Source organism: Enterobacter sp. BIDMC 29 (assembly GCF_019378755.1).
GTDB lineage: Bacteria > Pseudomonadota > Gammaproteobacteria > Enterobacterales > Enterobacteriaceae > Enterobacter > Enterobacter ludwigii.
Genome location: NZ_CP080000.1, coordinates 3,434,381 through 3,454,071 on the forward strand (window position 1 = coordinate 3,434,381; position 19,691 = coordinate 3,454,071).

Genomic DNA, 19,691 nt, shown 5'->3' on the forward strand with positions numbered 1-19,691 from the left:
ATACCATCCGGCTTTTTTTATGCGGTTAACCGCCGTTGATTTTCCCCCTGCAGCTCCGCTTTTCTGTGGTGCCGCAAAAAGAAGGGTTACTTCGTCAATAAGCTCCAGGTCAAATCACTTTCCAGCGTAGTTTGATCTGTCAGATGGCTGAACGCGCTTTCGTTGAGAACCGGTGAGAGCGTTACGTTGAAACTCATCTGCTGGCCGGAAGGGACCTGGTTATTCTCAAGCGCAATCACCGCCTCGTTATTACGCAGATAGAACGGCGTCGGTGTACCGTTTTCCGGCGTAAAATTCAGCTGATCGACCGTTTTACCCACGGTGTAACTTTTGCCATCGACGGTCATGTTGTCAATTTTGACTGCGACACCGCCGGACTGCCCAAAAAGAAACCGCCCCTTATCTCCCGCTGTACCGCGCAGTATCACCGCCATCTGCTGAGACTGAGGGCAGAAAACGTTTACCGTGATGTCACGATCGGCCATTTTATGCCAGTCCTGCTGCGTCGTTTCGATCGTATCCCGGCGCATCTCATGATAATCCACCACCGGCTGTGAGAGACTGAGCTGGCACTCTTCAGCATGGGTTATTCCTGTCACACCGAGCATCAGCAAGGCCACTAAGCCCGATAAGTGTCGACTGTTCATCGGCAGACTCCGTTCACTTCTTCATAGAAGGCATTTTCGTCACGCTTATCAGCCAGGGTGTAATCAATCTTACACAGTCGGTTATTGTCACCGTCTAGCGCGTAGAGCGCACTCAGCTGATCGGCATCGTTAATAAAGACGTGGCCATCATCAACCGTGGTCACGATATAGTTACCTTTCTCATCAACAATCGAGATCCCTTTACTCAGGGGCTGACCGTCAGCCTGCTTAACGCTTAGCATGACGCGGCGGCTGTTGAGTACTTTGAAATCAATCTCGCTGACCGAGGCATGGCCTGCGGCAATATATTTCGTGCCGTTAGCCAGCGTCATACTCTGCGGCAGCTTATTAGCATCAATTTCTATGCGGGAGTTATGCCATTCGTTGAGTGAAGGTACCACGGCCTGGCCCCATGGATCGGTCCAGACGGTACCTTGCGGAGTGGAGATTTCAACGCCGCTCTTCTTCTCGCTCAGTCTGGCAATCGCGAAGGTGTCCTGAATCGTATACGGCGAGAAAGTCACACCCTCTTTATGCATGGCCACGCCACCCGACAATGTCGCATTGTAGTTCCGCTGATTATCCCCACTGGTTCCGCCCCCCACGCTCAGTTGCGTATAGCGCAGGTTAGTGTTGATGTTGCCGTTGAAGCTGTTGTCTTTCGAATCCTGATCGCGATCGGCTGAGATGTAATAGTTCGTATTGTCTCCCAGCGAGCCGCTGTTAGACGCGCCATAGGAGGTGCTATCACCCTGTTTACGCATATAGGTACTGATGGACTGACTGCCGCCGAGCGGGATGCTCACGTTGACGTAGAACATCTCATTGTCCTGATCGTCATCGACATTACCGACCGCACTTTGCCAGTTCATGGATACTGACGCGTACGTAAAGGTCTTGCCCCATGACAGCAAGAGGTAACGTGAATCTTCACCGTCACCGCTGGTCTGGTTGTAGTTGAACCCTGCGCTAAACACCCCCGCCAGAGGGGAGGAGAAGCGAACGTTGCCGGAATAGGTGTTGTCATATCCCTGATAATCATCGTCCATCGCATCAGCCAGTTCGCGATACTCTCCGCTGTAATGCGTCGCACTGCCTGAAAAACCGACGTACTCGTTCAGGATGTAATCACTTTGCAGCTCGGTTTTTACCCCGCTGCTGCTGTCAGCAAAGCTCGCATTGCTGACTGCCGCACCCGTTGAAAGGGTCCAGTCATCGCTTATCAGGAACTCTGTCCTGCCGCCTGCCGCCTGATAGTTTTCCGCAGCGGCACCTGAAGCCAGGAGATTCATCCACGGAGAGACACGCCAGCCGTCAGAGATGTTCATCACCAGCGGATCGTTATAGTCGCTGTCGATGCTGCGCACCTGACCTACAGAAAGGGTTAGACCCTGCGGGCGTGAAAGGTTGCGCGCCCTTACCTGAGACGCCGGGACGATGAAACGGTTAGTCGCGCCGTCGGATTCCACCACCGAGACGTCCAGATCTACATTGTTGCGAACCACGGGCACGTCATCCAGCGTGAAGGGGCCGGCTGGCACAAGGGTACTGAAGACCAGTTGACCGTTCTGGCGGATTTCGACACGTGCCTGGGAAGACTGGGCAATACCGGAAACGCTCACGCCAGAGCTTGCTCTCGCCAGACCGCTGGTCGGCATAAACTGAACGCCGGTAATCGGCACCCCGCTCAACACGTTGGACATGGCGTTGATTTCACCCACCTGCATCGTCATTTTTTGCGCGGTAAAGACATGCTCTGCATAGGTGTAAATGCTTTCGGCATTTCGGCTACCGTCGTCATCCGTCAGGATATAACGGCTGCGCAGCGCCCAGTCCATCGTGTTGAATCCGGCTTCCAGGCTGGCCTGAGAGTAGCGGCTGCTGTCATCGTCACCATAGTCGTTATGGGTGCTGAACAATGAATAGTTCAGCAGCGCCGCCGTTCCGCCATGCTGGAAGTTTTTGATATCCGACGACAGACTGTTCAGCGCTTCAGCTGGCAGATAGAGTTCAACGGCCTCCTGGTTAGGCAAGGCGTTGATGACGGCTTTAGGATAGTTATCCCGAATATCATGACACTCCTCACCGGACTTTATTGACACAGGCATCAGCCCAGCAAACTCCATGAGATCGTTATCAAAGCAAAGCATGCCGTCTTTGTTGAAACGAACTGCAGCCATTCCTCGCTCTTTCCCGTTTACCTTCACCGAAACGGAGTGGGTTCCGGGTAAAAAGCGTGGTGCTTCTGCGAAGTAATGGTTGAGATCTTTATTCAACCCCAGCGTTTGCATTATCCCCGTGTCGAAGGTGACCTCCCTCGCCAGTACGGATGTTGAATCAAGTAACACCAGAGGTAATGTGCCGCAAAGAATGGCGCGGACACAAAGTGCAAGGCGGCTTTGTTTACTCACCGTCATATCCCTATTTTATTTATTTAATTCCGACGTAAAGCTCGGTACCTCAACGCCATAGCGACTGGCCGGGAAAAACTTAACGCTGCTGTCACCGCTGACTTTCTTACTCATATCAGCCGTTAGCGTTTCGCCAGGAAGAATGTAGGTTTTGGACAGAGAGGCACTCACACCTGAAGGCAGCAGCATTACGTTCTGCCCAAGACGGACCACATATTTGCTGGGATTGTTCACGGTGACGGATGTGCCGTTTGAGGACCACTTCAGGAACTTCCAGGCATCAGTGACCACTCCCAGGGATGTCGGACGAATAAGCACGGGGATATCCTGGCGAATGTTAATGCCAATCTTTATTTTTTTATCATCGTTTTTAGGCGGAATACCGTCGAATGTGACGCGTTTATAATGCTCTACATCCAATGGCTGTTTGTTCTGAAGAATAAAGCGCAGCTGCTGCGTCTGACCTGGCTCAAGACGTACCACCGGCTGCGTTGCAATAAGCTTAAGACCGGTATCGTCCGGCAGGTCAACGACATTTGTATATAAAAGTGAAGGATGCGAATCGGTATTCTTGACGTTAATGGTTCCACTGTGCGTTGCTTCATCAATGATTAACAGACTGGTTTCAGGCACCATGCCTTCTGCATGTACAGCAACACTGGCAGATAATAACGCGGCAGTAATAAGCGTGTTAAATAAAGTGGATTTTAAACAATGCATAATAATATCTCCTTGAAAGCAACAACAGAACAGTCCATGTTTATCGCGCCGTTAAAAAGAGAGTAAATGCAGCGCATTTACTCTCCGGTTAATTAAATTACGTTTACTCGATTAAAAGTCTTACAGATAACGCAGGCTGATAGTCACCTGACCATCAAGCTGGGTGTCATCAGTGATCGCCAGCGTGGTGGTATCCTGGATCGCCAGAGAGGTCACCAGTGGGAAGGTTGCGGTCTGGAACGCCAGTGGAGCCAGGGTGCCAACAGTCGCAACGGTGAAATCACGATAGTTATCGCCCTGAGTTGTACCGTTGGTGCTCTTCGACCAGTTACCCGTAGCATTCTGCTGGTAAATTGGGTCAACTTTAGCGCCGTCAGCCATTACGCTGTCAGTTTTAACGAACAGCGAGTATGTTCCGATGTTCACTGGTGTTGTACCTGTTGTTTTACCTACACCGTAAGTCTGGCTTTCAGACGAATTAGAACCACCACCAAACATGCCATTCTCAACGGTGAGTTTCGCGTTAGAATCAGCGCGATCGTCAATCATATTCCAGGACACTTTTGTTGCTGCGGTGCAGGTAATAGTCAGATCGATGTCTTTCTGGCCCAGCTGGTTAACTGCCGTTGAGCTTAAACCACCCAAACTAACTGTGCCGTAGTCAACCGTTCCGCCGTTGCTTAACTGAGGCGTACAGGCTGAATTAGTCAGCGTACCTTTGACTTTCAGAACGGCAGTCGGGTTAGCCGCAAAAGCGGATGTCACACACAGAGAGAGCGCAGTAGCGAGTAAAACCTTTTTCACTTGTTATTCCTTAACATATGAGTAATTGCAATATTAAATACAGCAGGGATAAATAAATTTACCCCATACTGTTTATCGTCATGCTTGAGAGCATGCGTAGATAATATAATCTTTATAAATACAAGCAATTTAGAAAAATTAATTTATGGATTTAGAATAACGTTATCAATAAGTGATATTTATTTATAAGAGTGCATATAGCTTTAAAACGACATATTATATTCAGCGGAGATATAGCTTGAAATTATCCGAACGGTGGGGGCAGGCAAAAAAGAAGGGATGTATATAATTTACTTTATTAAACGTTTTGACATAAAAAGACATAAAAAAATCCAGCTAGTCTGAATAACTAACTGGATAGTCGATAAAAATGCTTTTACTACTTCACAACGCGCAGTGCCGGACGGCCTCCGCGCGGCGGCGGATCGTCATCAGGATCGTCATTGTGATCGGGCTTGTCCCCCTCAATGACCGACATCAGCGTTTCGCTTTCGTTTTCCGAAGCGCCGTTTTCGTCATTCAGGCCGACAACATCCTCGTCATAAGCCGCTTCCGGCTCAAACATGGTGCCTGCACCGTTTTCACGCGCATAAATCGCCAGCACCGCAGCCAGCGGTACAGAAACCTGACGCGGCACACCGCCGAAACGCGCGTTAAAGCGCACTTCGTCGTTGGCCAGTTCAAGGTTACCCACCGCGCGCGGCGCGATGTTCAGTACGATCTGCCCGTCACGTGCATATTCCATAGGAACCTGCACGCCCGGCAACGTCACATCCACAACCAGGTGCGGCGTGAGCTGGTTATCCAGCAGCCATTCATAGAAGGCGCGCAGCAGATACGGACGGCGTGGGGTAAGTTGTGACATTTCCACAGTCATTAGCCTCGGCCGAGACGCATTTCACGTTCCGGTTCAGTTAAAGATGCCAGGAAAGAATCGCGTTCAAATACGCGAGTCATGTAGCCCTTCAGCTCTTTCGCGCCCGGACCGCTGAACTCTACGCCCAGGGTTGGCAGACGCCACAGCAACGGCGCCAGGTAGCAATCTACCAGGCTGAACTCATCGCTCAGGAAGAATGGTTTCTGACCAAACACAGGGGCAATCGCCAGCAGCTCTTCACGCAGTTGCTTACGTGCAGCGTCTGCTTCAGCAGAGGAACCGTTGACGATAACGTTCATCAGCGTGTACCAGTCTTTTTCGATACGCTGCATGTACAGGCGGCTTTCACCACGTGCAACAGGGTAAACAGGCATCAGTGGTGGATGCGGGAAACGCTCATCCAGATATTCCATAATGATACGGGATTCCCACAGGGTCAGCTCGCGATCCACCAGCGTCGGTACGCTTTGGCTCGGGTTGAGATCGATCAGATCCTGAGGCGGGTTATCCTTTTCCACATGCTCGATCTCAAAACTGACACCCTTCTCGGCCAGCACGATACGAACCTGATGGCTATAAATGTCAGTAGGACCAGAAAACAGCGTCATTACCGAACGTTTGTTGGCAGCGACAGCCATGAAAACCTCCAGGTATATTCAGAATTTTTACTGCTACCAGCCCAAACAGGGCCAGCCAGATGTTGTATCGCCCATCCCAGAGAAAACACATTGTTCAAGAATCGAACAAAAAACGAGTATTCACCGATATTTGGGCAGAAAATTGGATGATAGTTTACCAGATTTTGATGGCTTTGTGGTGAGGGGATTCTGGAAATGTGGAAAAAGAGAAGATATATGCAGTGATGCTGTGGATAACCTGCACATTATCCATAAAAAAAAACCCGCCGAAGCGGGTTTTTCGCCAATCGTTTCTGCGTAAGCAGAAAAGGATTAACGTTTGGAGAACTGTGGACGACGACGTGCTTTACGCAGACCCACTTTCTTACGTTCAACCTGACGAGCGTCACGAGTAACGAAGCCAGCTTTACGCAGTTCAGAACGCAGGGATTCGTCGTACTCCATCAGAGCGCGGGTGATACCGTGACGGATCGCACCTGCCTGACCGGAGATACCACCACCTTTAACGGTGATGTACAGATCCAGTTTTTCTACCATATCAACCAGTTCCAGCGGCTGGCGAACTACCATGCGGGCAGTTTCACGACCGAAGTACTGTTCCAGAGAACGTTGGTTGATTACGATTTTACCACTGCCCGGTTTGATGAACACGCGAGCTGCGGAACTTTTGCGGCGACCAGTGCCGTAGTATTGATTTTCAGCCATTGCCTATAATCCCGATTAGATGTCAAGAACTTGCGGTTGCTGTGCCGCGTGGTTGTGCTCGTTACCTGCGTAAACTTTCAGTTTACGGAACATAGCACGACCCAGCGGGCCTTTTGGCAGCATGCCTTTAACCGCGATTTCAATCACACGCTCAGGACGGCGAGCAATCATCTCTTCAAAGGTCGCTTCTTTGATACCACCGATGTGGCCAGTGTGATGGTAGTACATTTTGTCTGTACGCTTGTTGCCGGTTACAGCAACTTTATCTGCGTTCAGAACGATGATGTAATCACCCGTATCAACGTGCGGAGTGTATTCCGCTTTATGCTTACCGCGCAGGCGACGAGCCAGTTCAGTAGCCAGACGGCCCAGAGTTTTACCGGTCGCGTCAACAACATACCAGTCGCGCTGAACGGTTTCTGGTTTAGCTGTAAAAGTTTTCATTAAAAGCTTACCCAAATAATAAGTTACACGTTGGTGAACACCCAAACGTTTAGTCAGTTGAGGTTCACACGACAAAGTCCGGCAAACCTACCCCTTCGAATAGCTAATGCCGACACATAGAAAGTTTCGGGAAAAAAACCTTCTCGTAACGTGGGGTCGCAAGATTATAGAGAAGTTGAGGTCAAAGATCGACCCTTAAATGTGATTCGAGGCGGGTTTTTCGGGGGTAAGGTTTTTGCGGTCTGCCGCCCTCACCCCCAGCCCCTCTCCCACAGGGAGAAGGTCGCATTTATGGCATATGCTGAAGCTTAAGATACTCCTCGCTTTGCATCTCCTGCAGGCGCGACAGACAGCGCTGGAACTCAAACTTCAGCCGCTCGCCTTTATACACCTCATATAAAGGTACCTCGGCGCTGACCACAAGCTTCACGTGACGCTCATAGAACTCATCGACCAGCGCAATGAAGCGGCGCGCTTCGCTTTCCATCAGCGGCGTCATGACCGGCACGTTGAGCAGCATCACGGTATGGAACAAACGCGAGAGCGCGATGTAGTCATGCTGGCTGCGGGCATCCACACAGAGCGTTGCAAAGGAGACGGCCAGGGTTTGATTTTCGACACCCAGGGTTTGCAGCGGGCGATGGTTAATCTCGAGCTCAGGGGCATGAGCCCGTTTTGCCCCCGCCAGCGCCAGCCACAGTTTATCCATCTGCTGCGTGGTCTCATCGTTTAAGGGAGAGAGCCACAGATGCGCCTGAGTTAAGGTACGCAGGCGGTAATCCACCCCGGCATCAACATTCATGATGTCGCAGTGCTGTTTGATGGCATCAATAGCGGGCAGGAAACGCGCGCGCTGCAGGCCATTGCGGTAAAGCTCATCCGGCGGGATATTCGAGGTCGCCACCAGCGTTATCCCGCGCGCGAACAGCGCTTTCATCAGGCCACCCAGCAGCATGGCGTCGGTAATATCGGAGACAAAAAACTCGTCAAAACAGAGTATGTCCGTTTCCGCCTTGAACCTGTCGGCCACAATCTCCAGCGGATCGCTTTTGCCCTGCAGTGCCGTCAGCTCTTCATGAACCCGCAGCATAAAGCGGTGGAAATGCAGACGCTGCTTACGGGTACCCGGCAGGCTCAGATAAAAGAGGTCCATCAGCCAGGTTTTCCCGCGCCCGACGCCGCCCCACATATACAAACCGCGCACCGGCGCATGAGTCTGTGGCTCTTTTTTTCCGAGCAACCGCCCCAGAGCCGCCTTCAACCCACCGGTCTGTTCACCCTCTGCAGGTTTTGCCGTGAGCTCCTGATAAATCGTATCCAGACGATTCACCGCTTCACGCTGAACGTCATCCGGCTGATGTGTACCCTCATTTAGGGCAAGTTGGTATCGCGATGCAGGGGACAGGTTTTGCATAAACGTATTGTTATTCCTTCAAATAATACTCACCAGCAGACGTGACTGATGAAAAAAAGGCCGTTCTACACTACGCGATGATACGTCAGGATTCCACTTCTGCGGAAATAGCGGTTATAGTGGCAATATCAGGCACAGGCAGGAGCCGAGCCAACACCCTACGGAACAACAAGACAACGGGAGAAGTTCATGACCTGGGAATATGCGCTAATCGGTTTAGTCGTCGGCATCGTCATTGGTGCTGTGGCCATGCGTTTCGGTAATCGCAAATTGCGTCAGCAGCAGTCACTGCAGTACGAACTGGAAAAGAACAAAGCCGAACTGGAAGAGTATCGTGAAGAGCTGGTCAGCCACTTTGCCCGTAGCGCCGAGCTGCTGGACAACATGGCGACCGACTATCGTCAGCTCTATCAACATATGGCAAAAAGCTCCAGCAGCCTGCTGCCAGAAATGACCGCGGAATCCAATCCATTCCGTAACCGTCTGGCCGACTCTGAAGCCGGTAACGATCAGGCCCCTGTTCAGATGCCACGCGACTATTCAGATGGCGCGTCTGGCCTGCTGCGCGGCGGTGCAAAACGCGATTAATCGCACAACCTGAATTTATTTTACGGGCGCTGCTATTGCGCCCGTCCTTTCTTCATGACCCCAGCTATTATTGAGTAAGCACTTCATTGTTCAGCGGTTTAAAATTCAATAACATCAACGTGTTTTAGGGCCGTTTTTCCTTTATTCCAGGTTACGAGAGTCAGCATCGATGAAGAAAAAAAACCAGCTGTTGAGCGCTATAGCGTTAAGTGTCGGGTTATCTCTCTCGGCGTCCTTCCCTGCATCTGCCGCCCTGCCTTCCCAGGTACCCGGCCAGGCGGCAATTCCAAGCCTTGCGCCAATGCTGGAAAAAGTTCTGCCTGCGGTAGTGAGCGTGCAGGTAGAAGGCACGGCATTACAAAATCAACGCGTACCTGAAGAACTGAAAAAATATTTTGGCGATGAGTCGCCCGACCAGCAGGCGCAGCCTTTTGAAGGTCTGGGTTCTGGCGTCATTATTGATGCGGCCAAAGGTTATATTCTGACCAACAATCATGTTATCAGTCAGGCCGATAAAATCAGCGTACAGCTGAACGATGGGCGTGAGTTTGAGGCCAAACTGATTGGCGGCGATGACCAGAGCGACATCGCACTGCTGCAGGTGCAAAACCCGAGCAATCTGACTCAAATTGCCATTGCGGACTCCGATAAACTGCGTGTCGGTGATTTTGCTGTCGCCGTGGGAAATCCGTTTGGTTTAGGGCAAACCGCCACCTCCGGGATAATCTCGGCGCTGGGTCGCAGCGGTCTGAATCTGGAAGGTCTGGAAAACTTTATCCAGACCGATGCCTCAATCAACCGAGGGAACTCCGGCGGGGCATTGCTCAATCTCAACGGCGAGCTGATTGGGATTAACACCGCTATCCTGGCGCCGGGCGGCGGCAGTATCGGCATCGGTTTTGCCATCCCCAGCAATATGGCCAAAACGCTGGCGCAGCAGCTCATTCAGTTCGGTGAGGTCAAACGCGGGCTGTTGGGCATCAAAGGGATGGAGATGAGCGCTGACATCGCGAAAGCGTTCAACATCAATGTGCAGCGCGGTGCGTTTGTCAGTGAAGTGCTGCCAAACTCCGGCTCGGCAAAAGCTGGCGTGAAGTCGGGCGATGTGATTGTCAGCCTGAACGATAAACCGCTGAGCAGCTTTGCGGAACTGCGCTCGCGTATTGCCACCACCGAACCGGGTGCCAAAGTGAAGTTAGGCCTGATTCGTGATGGTAAGCCGCTGGATGTCGAAGTGACGCTTGATAAGAGCACCTCATCCTCTGCCAGCGCGGAGCTTATCGCCCCGGCGCTGCAAGGGGCAACGCTGAGCGATGGACAGCTGAAAGACGGGACGAAAGGGATTAGTGTCGATACCGTCGAGAAGAGCAGCCCTGCCGCGCAGGCCGGATTGCATCAGGATGATGTGATCATCGGCGTGAACCGCAATCGCGTGCAATCCATCGCAGAACTGCGCAAGGTGCTGGAAAGCAAACCGGCGGTCATTGCCCTGCAGGTTATGCGCGGCAACGAGTCTATCTATATTCTGTTGCGCTAAGCATTTGCGATTCCGGACATCACCGCTGCGTGTGATGTCCGGATAACTCATGTTATGCTGCAAATCGTTCCTTTATTAACGACACGCGCATCATGCTTTTAAAGCTCTTTCGTTCAATTGTCATCGGTTTGATTGTTGCCGGCCTGCTGCTGGTCGTCATGCCGTCTTTACGCCAGTTCAATAAGCTGTCGGCGCCTCAGTTCGACAGTGCGGATGAAACGCCTGCGACCTACAACCAGGCCGTTCGCCGTGCCGCGCCTGCCGTGGTTAACGTTTATAACCGTGGCCTCAATAGCTCAGCCCATAACCAGCTGGAGATCCGCACTCTCGGCTCCGGGGTAATTATGGACGAGCGCGGCTACATCATTACCAACAAACACGTGATTAACGATGCCGACCAGATCATCGTTGCCCTGCAGGATGGCCGCGTGTTTGAGGCCCTGCTGGTGGGCTCGGATAGCCTGACCGACCTGGCTGTTTTGAAGATCAACGCCACGGGCGGTTTACCGGTTATTCCTATCAACCGTAAACGAACCCCTCATATTGGCGACGTCGTGCTGGCTATCGGTAACCCTTATAACCTGGGCCAGACGATCACCCAGGGGATTATCAGCGCCACCGGTCGCATTGGCCTCAACCCGTCGGGACGGCAGAACTTCCTGCAAACCGATGCGTCCATCAACCACGGTAACTCCGGCGGTGCGCTGGTCAACTCGCTGGGCGAACTGATGGGTATCAATACCCTCTCGTTCGATAAAAGCAATGACGGTGAGACGCCGGAAGGGATTGGGTTCGCCATTCCATTCCAGCTGGCGACCAAGATCATGGATAAATTGATCCGCGATGGCCGTGTGATCCGCGGTTATATTGGTATTGGCGGTCGTGAAATTGCGCCTATGCATTCGCAGGGCGGTGGCATCGATCAGATTCAGGGCATCGTGGTCAACGAAGTGTCGCCTGGCGGCCCGGCGGCTAACGCGGGAATTCAGGTTAATGATGTCATCGTGTCGGTCAACGGCATACCAGCGGTATCGGCGCTGGAGACCATGGATCAGGTTGCGGAGATCCGTCCTGGCTCTATCATCCCGGTTGAAGTCATGCGTAACGATAAGAAGCTGACGCTGCAGGTGACGATTCAGGAATACCCGGCCACCAACTGACAGGCATAAAAAAACGGAGCGCATTGCTCCGTTTTTTTTGCCGGGCGGCATGACGGCTTACCCGGCCTATGGGGACATCCGTTTTACTTGTTAACGAACTCTTCGCCCAGAGTGATATCTTTCTTCAGCGTATCCAGCATGCCTTCCATCGCGTTCTGTTCAAACGCGCTCAGCTTGCCAATCGGCTGATGTTCTTCGATACCGTTTTTACCCAGCAGCAGCGGCTGAGAGAAGAAACGAGCGTGTTCTCCGTCGCCTTCAACATACGCGCATTCAACAACGCCTTTCTCGCCCTGCAGTGCACGAACCAGTGACAGACCAAAACGTGCCGCCGCCTGACCCATAGACAGGGTTGCAGAACCGCCACCCGCCTTCGCTTCCACCACTTCGGTGCCCGCGTTCTGGATGCGTTTGGTCAGGTCAGCCACTTCCTGCTCGGTGAAGCTAACACCAGGGATCTGCGACAGCAGAGGCAGAATGGTGACACCAGAGTGACCGCCGATAACCGGCACTTCAACTTCTGAAGGCTGTTTGCCTTTCAGTTCAGCCACAAAGGTGTTGGAACGGATGATGTCCAGCGTGGTTACGCCGAACAGTTTGTTCTTATCGTAAACACCGGCTTTTTTCAGCACTTCTGCCGCGATAGCGACCGTGGTGTTCACCGGGTTAGTGATGATACCAATGCACGCTTTCGGGCAGGTTTCAGCAATCTGCTGCACCAGGTTTTTCACAATACCCGCGTTGACGTTGAACAGGTCTGAACGATCCATGCCTGGCTTACGCGCCACACCAGCGGAGATCAGCACCACGTCCGCGCCCTGCAGGGCAGGACGAGCATCTTCACCGGAGAAGCCTTTGATTTTCACAGCTGTCGGGATGTGGCTCAGGTCAACCGCCACACCTGGGGTTACCGGAGCAATATCGTACAGGGAGAGTTCTGAGCCTGAAGGCAGTTGGGTTTTCAGTAGTAGGGCAAGCGCCTGGCCGATACCACCAGCAGCGCCGAGGACTGCGACTTTCATCCTAAACTCCTTATTATGGTTAACTTAAGTATCTGTAACTCCGTTGCGGCGACCATAATTCAGCAGGTAATTAATTACAATTTTCGTCACTAAATAATTTGAGGTCGCGCGACTTTATCTCTCACCAGAAGGCTATCTGACGACAGACGACAACGAATTAAGAGGGGGTTACAATACACCCTGCCACGCCACCAAAACAACATCATTTTGATAACATTTAATTTACTTTTAAGCTTATTTGCTTGCCGTGACCCAGGCATGTTTTCTGATAACGAAATCTGATAAAATCACTCCCTTTCATAACATTATTTCAGCCTAACCGCTGGCAGATAATTTGCATAAAAATTCATCCACATGCATAATAATGTTGTTTCTTTCGTCATATTCCGGGTGACTTATGCGAAGCTCGTCTAAGCAAGAAGATTTAGTGAAGGCGTTTAAAGCGCTACTCAAAGAAGAGATATTCAGTTCTCAGGGAGAAATTGTTCAGGCTTTACAGGAACAAGGCTTCGATAACATCAACCAGTCGAAAGTCTCCCGCATGTTAACCAAATTTGGTGCGGTACGTACGCGTAACGCCAAAATGGAGATGGTCTACTGCCTGCCTGCAGAACTTGGCGTGCCAACCACCTCCAGTCCGTTAAAGAATCTGGTTCTCGATATCGATTACAACGATGCCGTTGTTGTGATCCATACCAGCCCGGGTGCTGCACAGTTGATTGCACGTATGTTGGACTCGCTGGGTAAGCCCAAAGGCATCCTTGGGACGATTGCGGGTGACGATACCATCTTCACTACCCCCGCCAATGGCTTCTCAGTGAAAGATCTCTACGAAGCGATTCTGGACCTGTTCGAGCAGGAACTCTGATTACCCTCCCCGTGGCGTCCTGCTGCGGGGATCATTCTGCTTCTGCCGCGTTTCCCCCTGTTTTATCCCGCCCTTTACTTTAACAAATAGTGCTTTTTACCGCCCATTAACATTCATTTGGTGAATGATAAATCAAAAAATCGCACAAAAAATCAAAAGCTGATATCCATATGATTTTCTTAGATATACAGCCACCCCATTGAACAATAAACGCACAATTTTATGCCATTAGGTTATAAAAAACAGGTTAGTTAATACGTAATAACAACAGAAACAATTAGTCTGGTATTAATTTTTACCGTTATTAGTGTATACTTGATTTTGTGATGAGGGTCACGAAACAAAGACCCCACTAAAAATTCGACGAGGTAAAGAATCATGAAAATCAAAACTACTGTAGCGGCGCTCAGCGTCCTGTCTGTCCTGTCATTCGGTGCTTTCGCCGCTGACGCTATCAATGCCGAGCAGGCACAATCCCGCCAGGCAATCGGTACGGTTTCCGTGGGCGCAATCGGCACGTCTCCAATGGACATGCATGAGATGCTGAACAAAAAAGCGGAAGAACAAGGTGCGTCATCTTATCGCATCATTGAAGCGCGTTCAGGTGACCACTGGCACGCCACCGCTGAGCTGTACAAATAAGTTTTAGTAATAACTGAAGACCAAAATCTCTACTCAACAGCACCAGGCATAAAAATAGCAGTTCAACCCTTCTCGCCGTTGAGCAAAAACCCTATTCAGGAGCAAAAACTATGAAAACCAAATTCATCATCGCAACCCTCGGTCTGGCATCCGTTCTCTCTTTCGGCGCAAGTGCAGCCGTACAGCAAGTGAACGCTGACCAGGCGCAGAATCTGCAGTCTATGGGGAGTGTGTCTGTGACCTCCGTTACCGGCTCTCCAATGGATATCCGTCAGGCACTGGCCGCTAAAGCTGAAAAAGCAGGCGCCAGCAGCTATCGCGTCACCGAGCTGAACCAGGGTGACCACTGGCATGCAACGGCTCAACTGTATAAATAAACCCTCGTCGTATCTCATCATACGACTTGCCCCTGGCCTTCTGGTCAGGGGCTTTTTTATGGCTTGATCAATGGCGCGCGTTGAAGCGTAGCTGCCCTTCCAGCTCTTCTTCCGCTTCATCAAACAGCAAAATGAGTGCGCCAAACCGTCTACGCAACTTTTCAGGCAGATGGATAAACTCAATTTCCAGCGGTAACGGCAGCAGGCTGCCGGTCACCACGTCCCACAGCGTGTCCAGATTGGTGACGCTTTCCCGTTCAAGATCAAACACCCGGATAAATTCACGATAGAAGTCATCCTGACTGTCGATCTCGTCAAAATCAAAGGTATAGGTTTTCATTGCCAGTCACCCAGTCCAGGCGAGCGGCCTTCGCCGCCCTGATTATTATAATCCCCCAATATGCAGGGTTTTGACTTCCAGATACTCTTCCAGCCCCAGCACGGACCCTTCACGCCCAAGGCCAGACTCTTTTACCCCACCAAACGGCCCCAGCTCTGTGGAGACGGCACATTCGTTAATTCCTATCATCCCGCTTTCGATGGCCTGCGACACGCGGAAGACACGTGCCAGATTTTGGGTATAGAAGTAAGCCGCCAGGCCATATGGCGTGTTGTTGGCACGCTGGATAACCTCATCTTCCGAGGTAAAACGGAAGCAGGCCGCAACCGGCCCAAACGTCTCTTCTTCAGCCAGTTTCATGCCTTCATGGCAATCGCCCAGGACAGTTGGCATCCAGAAATTGCCGCCAAGCGAATGGGGTTTACCGCCCGCCAGAACGGTCGCCCCCCGGGCCACGGCATCTTCAACGTGTTCACGCACCTTATCGACGGCGGAGGATTCGATCAGCGGCCCCACGATGACGCCCTCTTCCAGACCATTCCCGACCTTCAGGGCATTCACCGCATCGGCAAGCTTATTCACAAATTTGTCGTAGACGGTTTCCTGAATATAGAAACGGTTAACGCTGACGCAGACCTGGCCGGCATTGCGGAATTTATTGGCGATAGCCCCTTTAACGGCAGCCTCGATATCCGCATCTTCAAAGACGATATACGGCGCATTGCCCCCCAGCTCCATCGACACTTTCTTCATGGTTTCTGCGGCGTTACGCACCAGCGTTTTGCCGACGGAAGTCGAGCCGGTAAAGGAGATTTTCCGCACCTCATGGCTCGCCATAATCGCGTCACTGATTTCATGCGTATTCCCGGCTACGGCGTTGAGTACCCCATCCGGTACGCCGGCCTGTTTTGCCAGCGTAAGCAGCGCGAAGGCGCTGAGAGGTGTGTTATTTGCCGGTTTGATTACCCCGGTACACCCTGCCGCCAGCGCCGGACCTAATTTACGGGTGAGCATGGCCATCGGGAAGTTCCACGGCGTAATCGCCGCGACCACGCCGATGGGCTCGCGGGTCGCCAGGATGCGGGAGCCCGGTTTGATCGGTGGAATAATTTCGCCGTTCGCGCGCTTGGCCTCTTCGGCGAACCACTGGATAAAACTCGCGGCGTATTCCACCTCGCCTTCCGCTTCTTTCAGGGGCTTGCCCTGTTCGGTGGTCATTAAACGCCCGAGCCAGCTTTTGTTCTCAATGATCAGTTCGTACCAGCGGTAGAGAATTGCCGAACGCGCTTTCGCGGTTTTGGCGCGCCATGCCGGGAAAGCTTTGGCCGCCGCGGCAATGGCGTCTTCGGTTTCTGCTTTGCCGGCTTTGGCTACTCTGGCGATGACCTCACCGGTAGCCGGGTTCAGCACATCAAACGTCGTGTCCAGCGTTTTCCATATGCCGTTGACCAGATAACCGGTCTGAAAAAGGTGATTATCCTGAAGCGCCTGGGTTGTCATGTGTCCTCCCTTCCTGAATGTAAGAGCATGCTGGAATAAGTATAGCCACAAAAAAACCGACGCTTTTGGCGTCGGCTTTTTTACTTCAGTCAGTTATCCGTAAGGGCGTTCTGATAGCGATGCAGCATAAACACCAGCCGTCCTACCGGCTCTGTCACCTGAGGCGGTGCTTCCCAGACTTTCAGCTTCTCCTGGTAGATATCCAGCTCTTCAAGCAGTTGCTTAAAGTAACGACGTCGTTTGTCATCGCTGGAGGCGGAAAGCACGTGGTCGGCCGTCCGACGCAGCTGGCGGTGGAAAGCCGACAGATCGTCATTGATGGGCACGGGGGCATTACGCAAACGCTGGTGCGCGATAATCATGGTCAAGGCGAGACGGAACTTGGCGATGTCACCCGGGAACTTGTTCAGCAGTAAAAACAGCTGCTGATAGAGCGCCGGCAGGTGGTTCTCTTTGCGACGCGCGGTATTGGTGGTCATGGAGGACACGGCAGCCGAGACAAACTGATTCAACAGCACGCGGCCCGTCCGTGCCTGAGAGTTATCCCGCACCAGCAGAATGACCATCATCGCCAGGAAACAACCCACCAGCTGACCTAAAGCGCTGTCTAAGAACTGGCTGAAATGGAAGGTCATCGGGTTATCCAGCACAATGATGTTAATCGTACTGGCCAGGGCACCCAATGAACCCAGCCGACGTTTTTGCACTTCGATTCCGATAAAGAACGCCATCACCGCGAGGCTAATACAGAGCAGTAACATGCTCTGCTGGGTCGAGGGAATGATCACCAGAAAATAGAACGCGCCAATCGGCAGTGCAGCAATTGTGCCGAACAGGAAATCAATGGCCACCATGCGCGGATTCGGAAGACGCATCGCCAGCGCGGTAACGACGGCGATCATCACCATCGCGCCGCTGCCGGAGGTCCAGCCGGTCCACAGCCAGAACAGCGTGCCGAGCATACAGGCAAGCGTTGTTCGCCAGAAGTTAACCATCGCGTGATGGCGTTCGGCGGATTCTGCCTTGATCACCACTTCACCCTGCAGCACCTCTTCCTCCACCGCGCTGATTTTGGTGTTACTGATCACACCGCGTTTCAGCAACAGGTAGCGCGTCGCGGCCCCGACCCAGGTATAGATCGTCACTGGCGTATCACGATCCCCGGTCCAGGCAATGACCCGGCGCATGCGTTTAAGCTGTTTGTGTACGTCCTGCACGGTTTCCACCGGCTCCGCAAACAGCTCGCGGAAGGTATCGGTTACCGCGTCCGGGCGGGTGTTTTGGATCAGATAGGTTTCACACGCTTGGGTAATCAGCGTTAAGGAGACGGTGTTGATGGCTTTAAGGCGGCGGTTGGCACGGGCCCAGCGCGAAGACTCCATGTTCAGATTGCTGCGCATCCCTTCCAGCGCCGTGGTGCGGCGCACCAGAGCGCTCCAGGCTTTATCCACCTCTTCGCTGTCACCATGCTTAATACAGAGCTGCATCAACTGATACTGAGCAACAATCAGCGCATCCAGTTCACGATCCACTTCCTGCTTAATGGAGCGAGGAGAGAAAAGCAGGTCAGCGACAATGGCACTGACAATACCAATGACAATCTCACTGCAGCGTTCCACGGCAAACTGTGGGGCAAGCAGCGGTTCGCTTTGAATGGTGATGATAATAATCAGCGCGGTATAACCGGCCAGCCCCCAGGCGTAGGAGTTCTCCACTTTCACCAGCGACGAGAGCCAGGTGCAGAAGCCCGCCCAGATACAGCACACCATCAGCATCAGTAGCGGCGTGCGGATCATCAATATGATGATGGTCAGTGCGGCGAAACAACCAATAAATGTCCCGATGATGCGCAGCATCCCACGGTAGCGGATCGCCCCGGAGTAAGGTTCCCCGCCCGCAGCAAAGGCAGGCCCTGCCGCGACAATCGCCGCCGTCAGTACGGCCCAGCGGGGGGTTTCCAGCTGAAAGTGGAAGCCGACAAACAGCGCCAGCACAATGGCACACGCCAGCTTAACGGCGAAGCGAATGTGCTGGCTGGCGATGGAAAAGATACCCATAACGATTAACCAAACTCGCGCAGGCGATGGGCAATTTTACGGAAGATGGAGTCCTGGCTGGCATCACGGTCTTTTTCACCGGTGATCACCACCGTCGCTGTGGTCCCGGCAGGCCACAGATTGCCCTGCTGTTCATCCAGGTGGATACGCACCGGCACACGCTGGGCCAGACGTACCCATTCCAGGTTGGAATCCACCGTCGCCATCCCTTTAGTATCGTTAGAGCTGCTGGAGTTAGTGACCCCTGCGGCTACGCTGTCGACGGTACCTTTCAGCACTCGGTTACTGCCAAGCGGCGTAATTTCAGCCCGGAACCCCGGACGCACGCCTTCCAGTTTGGTCTCTTCCATATAGGCGAGCACGTAGAAGGAGTTCTGTTTAACCAGCGCCACGGCGGTTGAGCCGCGGGTGATAAACTCCCCGGCATAAACATTCAGGTTGGTGATCCAACCATCGGCTGGTGCGCGGATCACGGTGCGCTCAAGATCGAGCCGGGCAAGATCGCGCGTCGCTTGCGCTTTGGCCAGCTGATGCAGCACGGTTTGCAGGACGTTATTGGACTGGTCAATCTCTTCGCGGGACATCGCCTGAACACCCAGTTGGTTACGGCGACCTGCCTCACGACGTTTCTCGGAAGCCAGCGCCTGATAATAGGCCACATCCGCTTCGGCTTCTTCTAACGCTTTCTGATAACGCGGCTGGTCGATGGTGAACAGTACCTGATCTTTTTTCACCAGCTGGTTATCGTGGACATTGACCGCAGTGATGAGACCCGCCACGTCGGGGGCGATTGCCACGACATCGGCGCTAAAGCGTGCATCACGCGTCCACGGTGATTCAGTGTAATAGACCCAGGCGCGGAAAATAGCGATGAACGCGAGGATAACGAGCGCCATGGTGATGGCAGTGCGGGAGATTTTTCTTGTTAGCGTTTTCACAT

21 protein-coding genes are annotated in these 19,691 nt (G+C 52.5%); 7 read left to right on the forward strand and 14 right to left on the reverse strand.

Annotated elements, in window-relative coordinates; all coding sequences use genetic code 11:
• Window positions 1-86: 86 nt before the first annotated feature.
• The 6 genes from JTA15_RS15150 to sspA form a co-directional block, all read right to left on the reverse strand.
• Complete coding sequence (locus JTA15_RS15150) at window positions 87-647, reverse strand: hypothetical protein (protein WP_032680188.1); 561 nt, start codon at window positions 645-647, stop codon at window positions 87-89.
• Window positions 644-3,064: a fimbrial biogenesis outer membrane usher protein gene (locus JTA15_RS15155; protein WP_219372465.1), complete on the reverse strand. Its 2,421-nt coding sequence runs from the start codon at window positions 3,062-3,064 to the stop codon at window positions 644-646. The genes JTA15_RS15150 and JTA15_RS15155 overlap by 4 nt, the downstream gene beginning before the upstream one ends.
• A gap of 9 nt (window positions 3,065-3,073) precedes the next feature.
• A complete protein-coding gene (locus JTA15_RS15160; RefSeq protein WP_059305676.1) occupies window positions 3,074-3,778 on the reverse strand; it encodes a fimbria/pilus chaperone family protein in 705 nt (234 codons plus the stop codon).
• A 120-nt stretch (window positions 3,779-3,898) separates the two neighbouring features.
• A complete protein-coding gene (locus JTA15_RS15165) occupies window positions 3,899-4,582 on the reverse strand; it encodes a DUF1120 domain-containing protein (protein ID WP_020883513.1) in 684 nt (227 codons plus the stop codon).
• A gap of 379 nt (window positions 4,583-4,961) precedes the next feature.
• Complete coding sequence (sspB, locus tag JTA15_RS15170) at window positions 4,962-5,453, reverse strand: ClpXP protease specificity-enhancing factor (RefSeq protein ID WP_025202910.1); 492 nt, start codon at window positions 5,451-5,453, stop codon at window positions 4,962-4,964.
• A gap of 5 nt (window positions 5,454-5,458) precedes the next feature.
• Window positions 5,459-6,097: a stringent starvation protein SspA gene (sspA, locus tag JTA15_RS15175; RefSeq protein WP_025202909.1), complete on the reverse strand. Its 639-nt coding sequence runs from the start codon at window positions 6,095-6,097 to the stop codon at window positions 5,459-5,461.
• Between sspA and JTA15_RS15180 the strand changes: the two genes are divergently transcribed.
• Window positions 6,096-6,398 carry a hypothetical protein gene (locus JTA15_RS15180; protein WP_136342246.1) on the forward strand — a complete coding sequence of 101 codons (303 nt, stop codon included), beginning with the start codon at window positions 6,096-6,098 and terminating at the stop codon, window positions 6,396-6,398. The two genes, sspA and JTA15_RS15180, sit on opposite strands and share 2 nt — an antisense overlap.
• Window positions 6,399-6,409: 11 nt before the next feature.
• On the opposite strand, the gene rpsI is transcribed toward JTA15_RS15180, so the two are convergent.
• The 3 genes from rpsI to zapE form a co-directional block, all read right to left on the reverse strand.
• On the reverse strand, window positions 6,410-6,802 hold the full coding sequence (rpsI, locus tag JTA15_RS15185) for a 30S ribosomal protein S9 (protein ID WP_003860436.1): 393 nt from the start codon (window positions 6,800-6,802) through the stop codon (window positions 6,410-6,412).
• Window positions 6,803-6,817: 15 nt separating this feature from the next.
• Window positions 6,818-7,246, reverse strand: a complete 429-nt coding sequence (gene rplM, locus JTA15_RS15190; protein ID WP_003860434.1) for a 50S ribosomal protein L13 — start codon at window positions 7,244-7,246, stop codon at window positions 6,818-6,820.
• A 289-nt stretch (window positions 7,247-7,535) separates the two neighbouring features.
• Window positions 7,536-8,660 (reverse strand): cell division protein ZapE, encoded by a 1,125-nt coding sequence (gene zapE, locus JTA15_RS15195; protein WP_106503527.1) that lies wholly within the window; start codon window positions 8,658-8,660, stop codon window positions 7,536-7,538.
• 189 nt (window positions 8,661-8,849) lie between these two features.
• On the opposite strand from zapE, the gene zapG reads away from it, so the two are divergent.
• The 3 genes from zapG to degS all read left to right on the forward strand — a co-directional run bounded on the left by zapG (window position 8,850) and on the right by degS (window position 11,945).
• Entirely contained in the window at window positions 8,850-9,248 is a 399-nt protein-coding gene (zapG, locus tag JTA15_RS15200; RefSeq protein ID WP_014171843.1) for a Z-ring associated protein ZapG, read from the forward strand.
• Window positions 9,249-9,417: 169 nt separating this feature from the next.
• Complete coding sequence (gene degQ / locus JTA15_RS15205; RefSeq protein WP_014171844.1) at window positions 9,418-10,785, forward strand: serine endoprotease DegQ; 1,368 nt, start codon at window positions 9,418-9,420, stop codon at window positions 10,783-10,785.
• 92 nt (window positions 10,786-10,877) lie between these two features.
• A complete protein-coding gene (gene degS, locus JTA15_RS15210) occupies window positions 10,878-11,945 on the forward strand; it encodes an outer membrane-stress sensor serine endopeptidase DegS (RefSeq protein WP_014171845.1) in 1,068 nt (355 codons plus the stop codon).
• Between the two features lie 83 nt (window positions 11,946-12,028).
• On the opposite strand, the gene mdh is transcribed toward degS, so the two are convergent.
• Complete coding sequence (gene mdh, locus JTA15_RS15215) at window positions 12,029-12,967, reverse strand: malate dehydrogenase (RefSeq protein ID WP_014171846.1); 939 nt, start codon at window positions 12,965-12,967, stop codon at window positions 12,029-12,031.
• Between the two features lie 397 nt (window positions 12,968-13,364).
• Between mdh and argR the strand changes: the two genes are divergently transcribed.
• From argR to yhcN (JTA15_RS15230), 3 genes are all read left to right on the forward strand, one after another.
• Window positions 13,365-13,835 (forward strand): transcriptional regulator ArgR, encoded by a 471-nt coding sequence (argR, locus tag JTA15_RS15220; RefSeq protein WP_014171847.1) that lies wholly within the window; start codon window positions 13,365-13,367, stop codon window positions 13,833-13,835.
• Window positions 13,836-14,213: 378 nt separating this feature from the next.
• Window positions 14,214-14,477, forward strand: coding sequence for a peroxide/acid stress response protein YhcN (yhcN, locus tag JTA15_RS15225; RefSeq protein ID WP_014171848.1), 264 nt, complete (start codon window positions 14,214-14,216; stop codon window positions 14,475-14,477).
• A gap of 110 nt (window positions 14,478-14,587) precedes the next feature.
• Window positions 14,588-14,854, forward strand: a complete 267-nt coding sequence (yhcN, locus tag JTA15_RS15230; RefSeq protein ID WP_014171849.1) for a peroxide/acid stress response protein YhcN — start codon at window positions 14,588-14,590, stop codon at window positions 14,852-14,854.
• A 67-nt stretch (window positions 14,855-14,921) separates the two neighbouring features.
• On the opposite strand, the gene JTA15_RS15235 is transcribed toward yhcN (JTA15_RS15230), so the two are convergent.
• The 4 genes from JTA15_RS15235 to aaeA form a co-directional block, all read right to left on the reverse strand.
• Complete coding sequence (locus JTA15_RS15235) at window positions 14,922-15,194, reverse strand: barstar family protein (protein WP_014171850.1); 273 nt, start codon at window positions 15,192-15,194, stop codon at window positions 14,922-14,924.
• Between the two features lie 45 nt (window positions 15,195-15,239).
• Window positions 15,240-16,694 (reverse strand): NAD-dependent succinate-semialdehyde dehydrogenase, encoded by a 1,455-nt coding sequence (locus tag JTA15_RS15240; protein WP_020883510.1) that lies wholly within the window; start codon window positions 16,692-16,694, stop codon window positions 15,240-15,242.
• An 89-nt stretch (window positions 16,695-16,783) separates the two neighbouring features.
• Window positions 16,784-18,751: a p-hydroxybenzoic acid efflux pump subunit AaeB gene (aaeB, locus tag JTA15_RS15245; RefSeq protein ID WP_014171852.1), complete on the reverse strand. Its 1,968-nt coding sequence runs from the start codon at window positions 18,749-18,751 to the stop codon at window positions 16,784-16,786.
• A gap of 5 nt (window positions 18,752-18,756) precedes the next feature.
• Window positions 18,757-19,689, reverse strand: coding sequence for a p-hydroxybenzoic acid efflux pump subunit AaeA (gene aaeA, locus JTA15_RS15250; RefSeq protein WP_020883509.1), 933 nt, complete (start codon window positions 19,687-19,689; stop codon window positions 18,757-18,759).
• Between the last annotated feature and the right edge of the window lie 2 nt (window positions 19,690-19,691).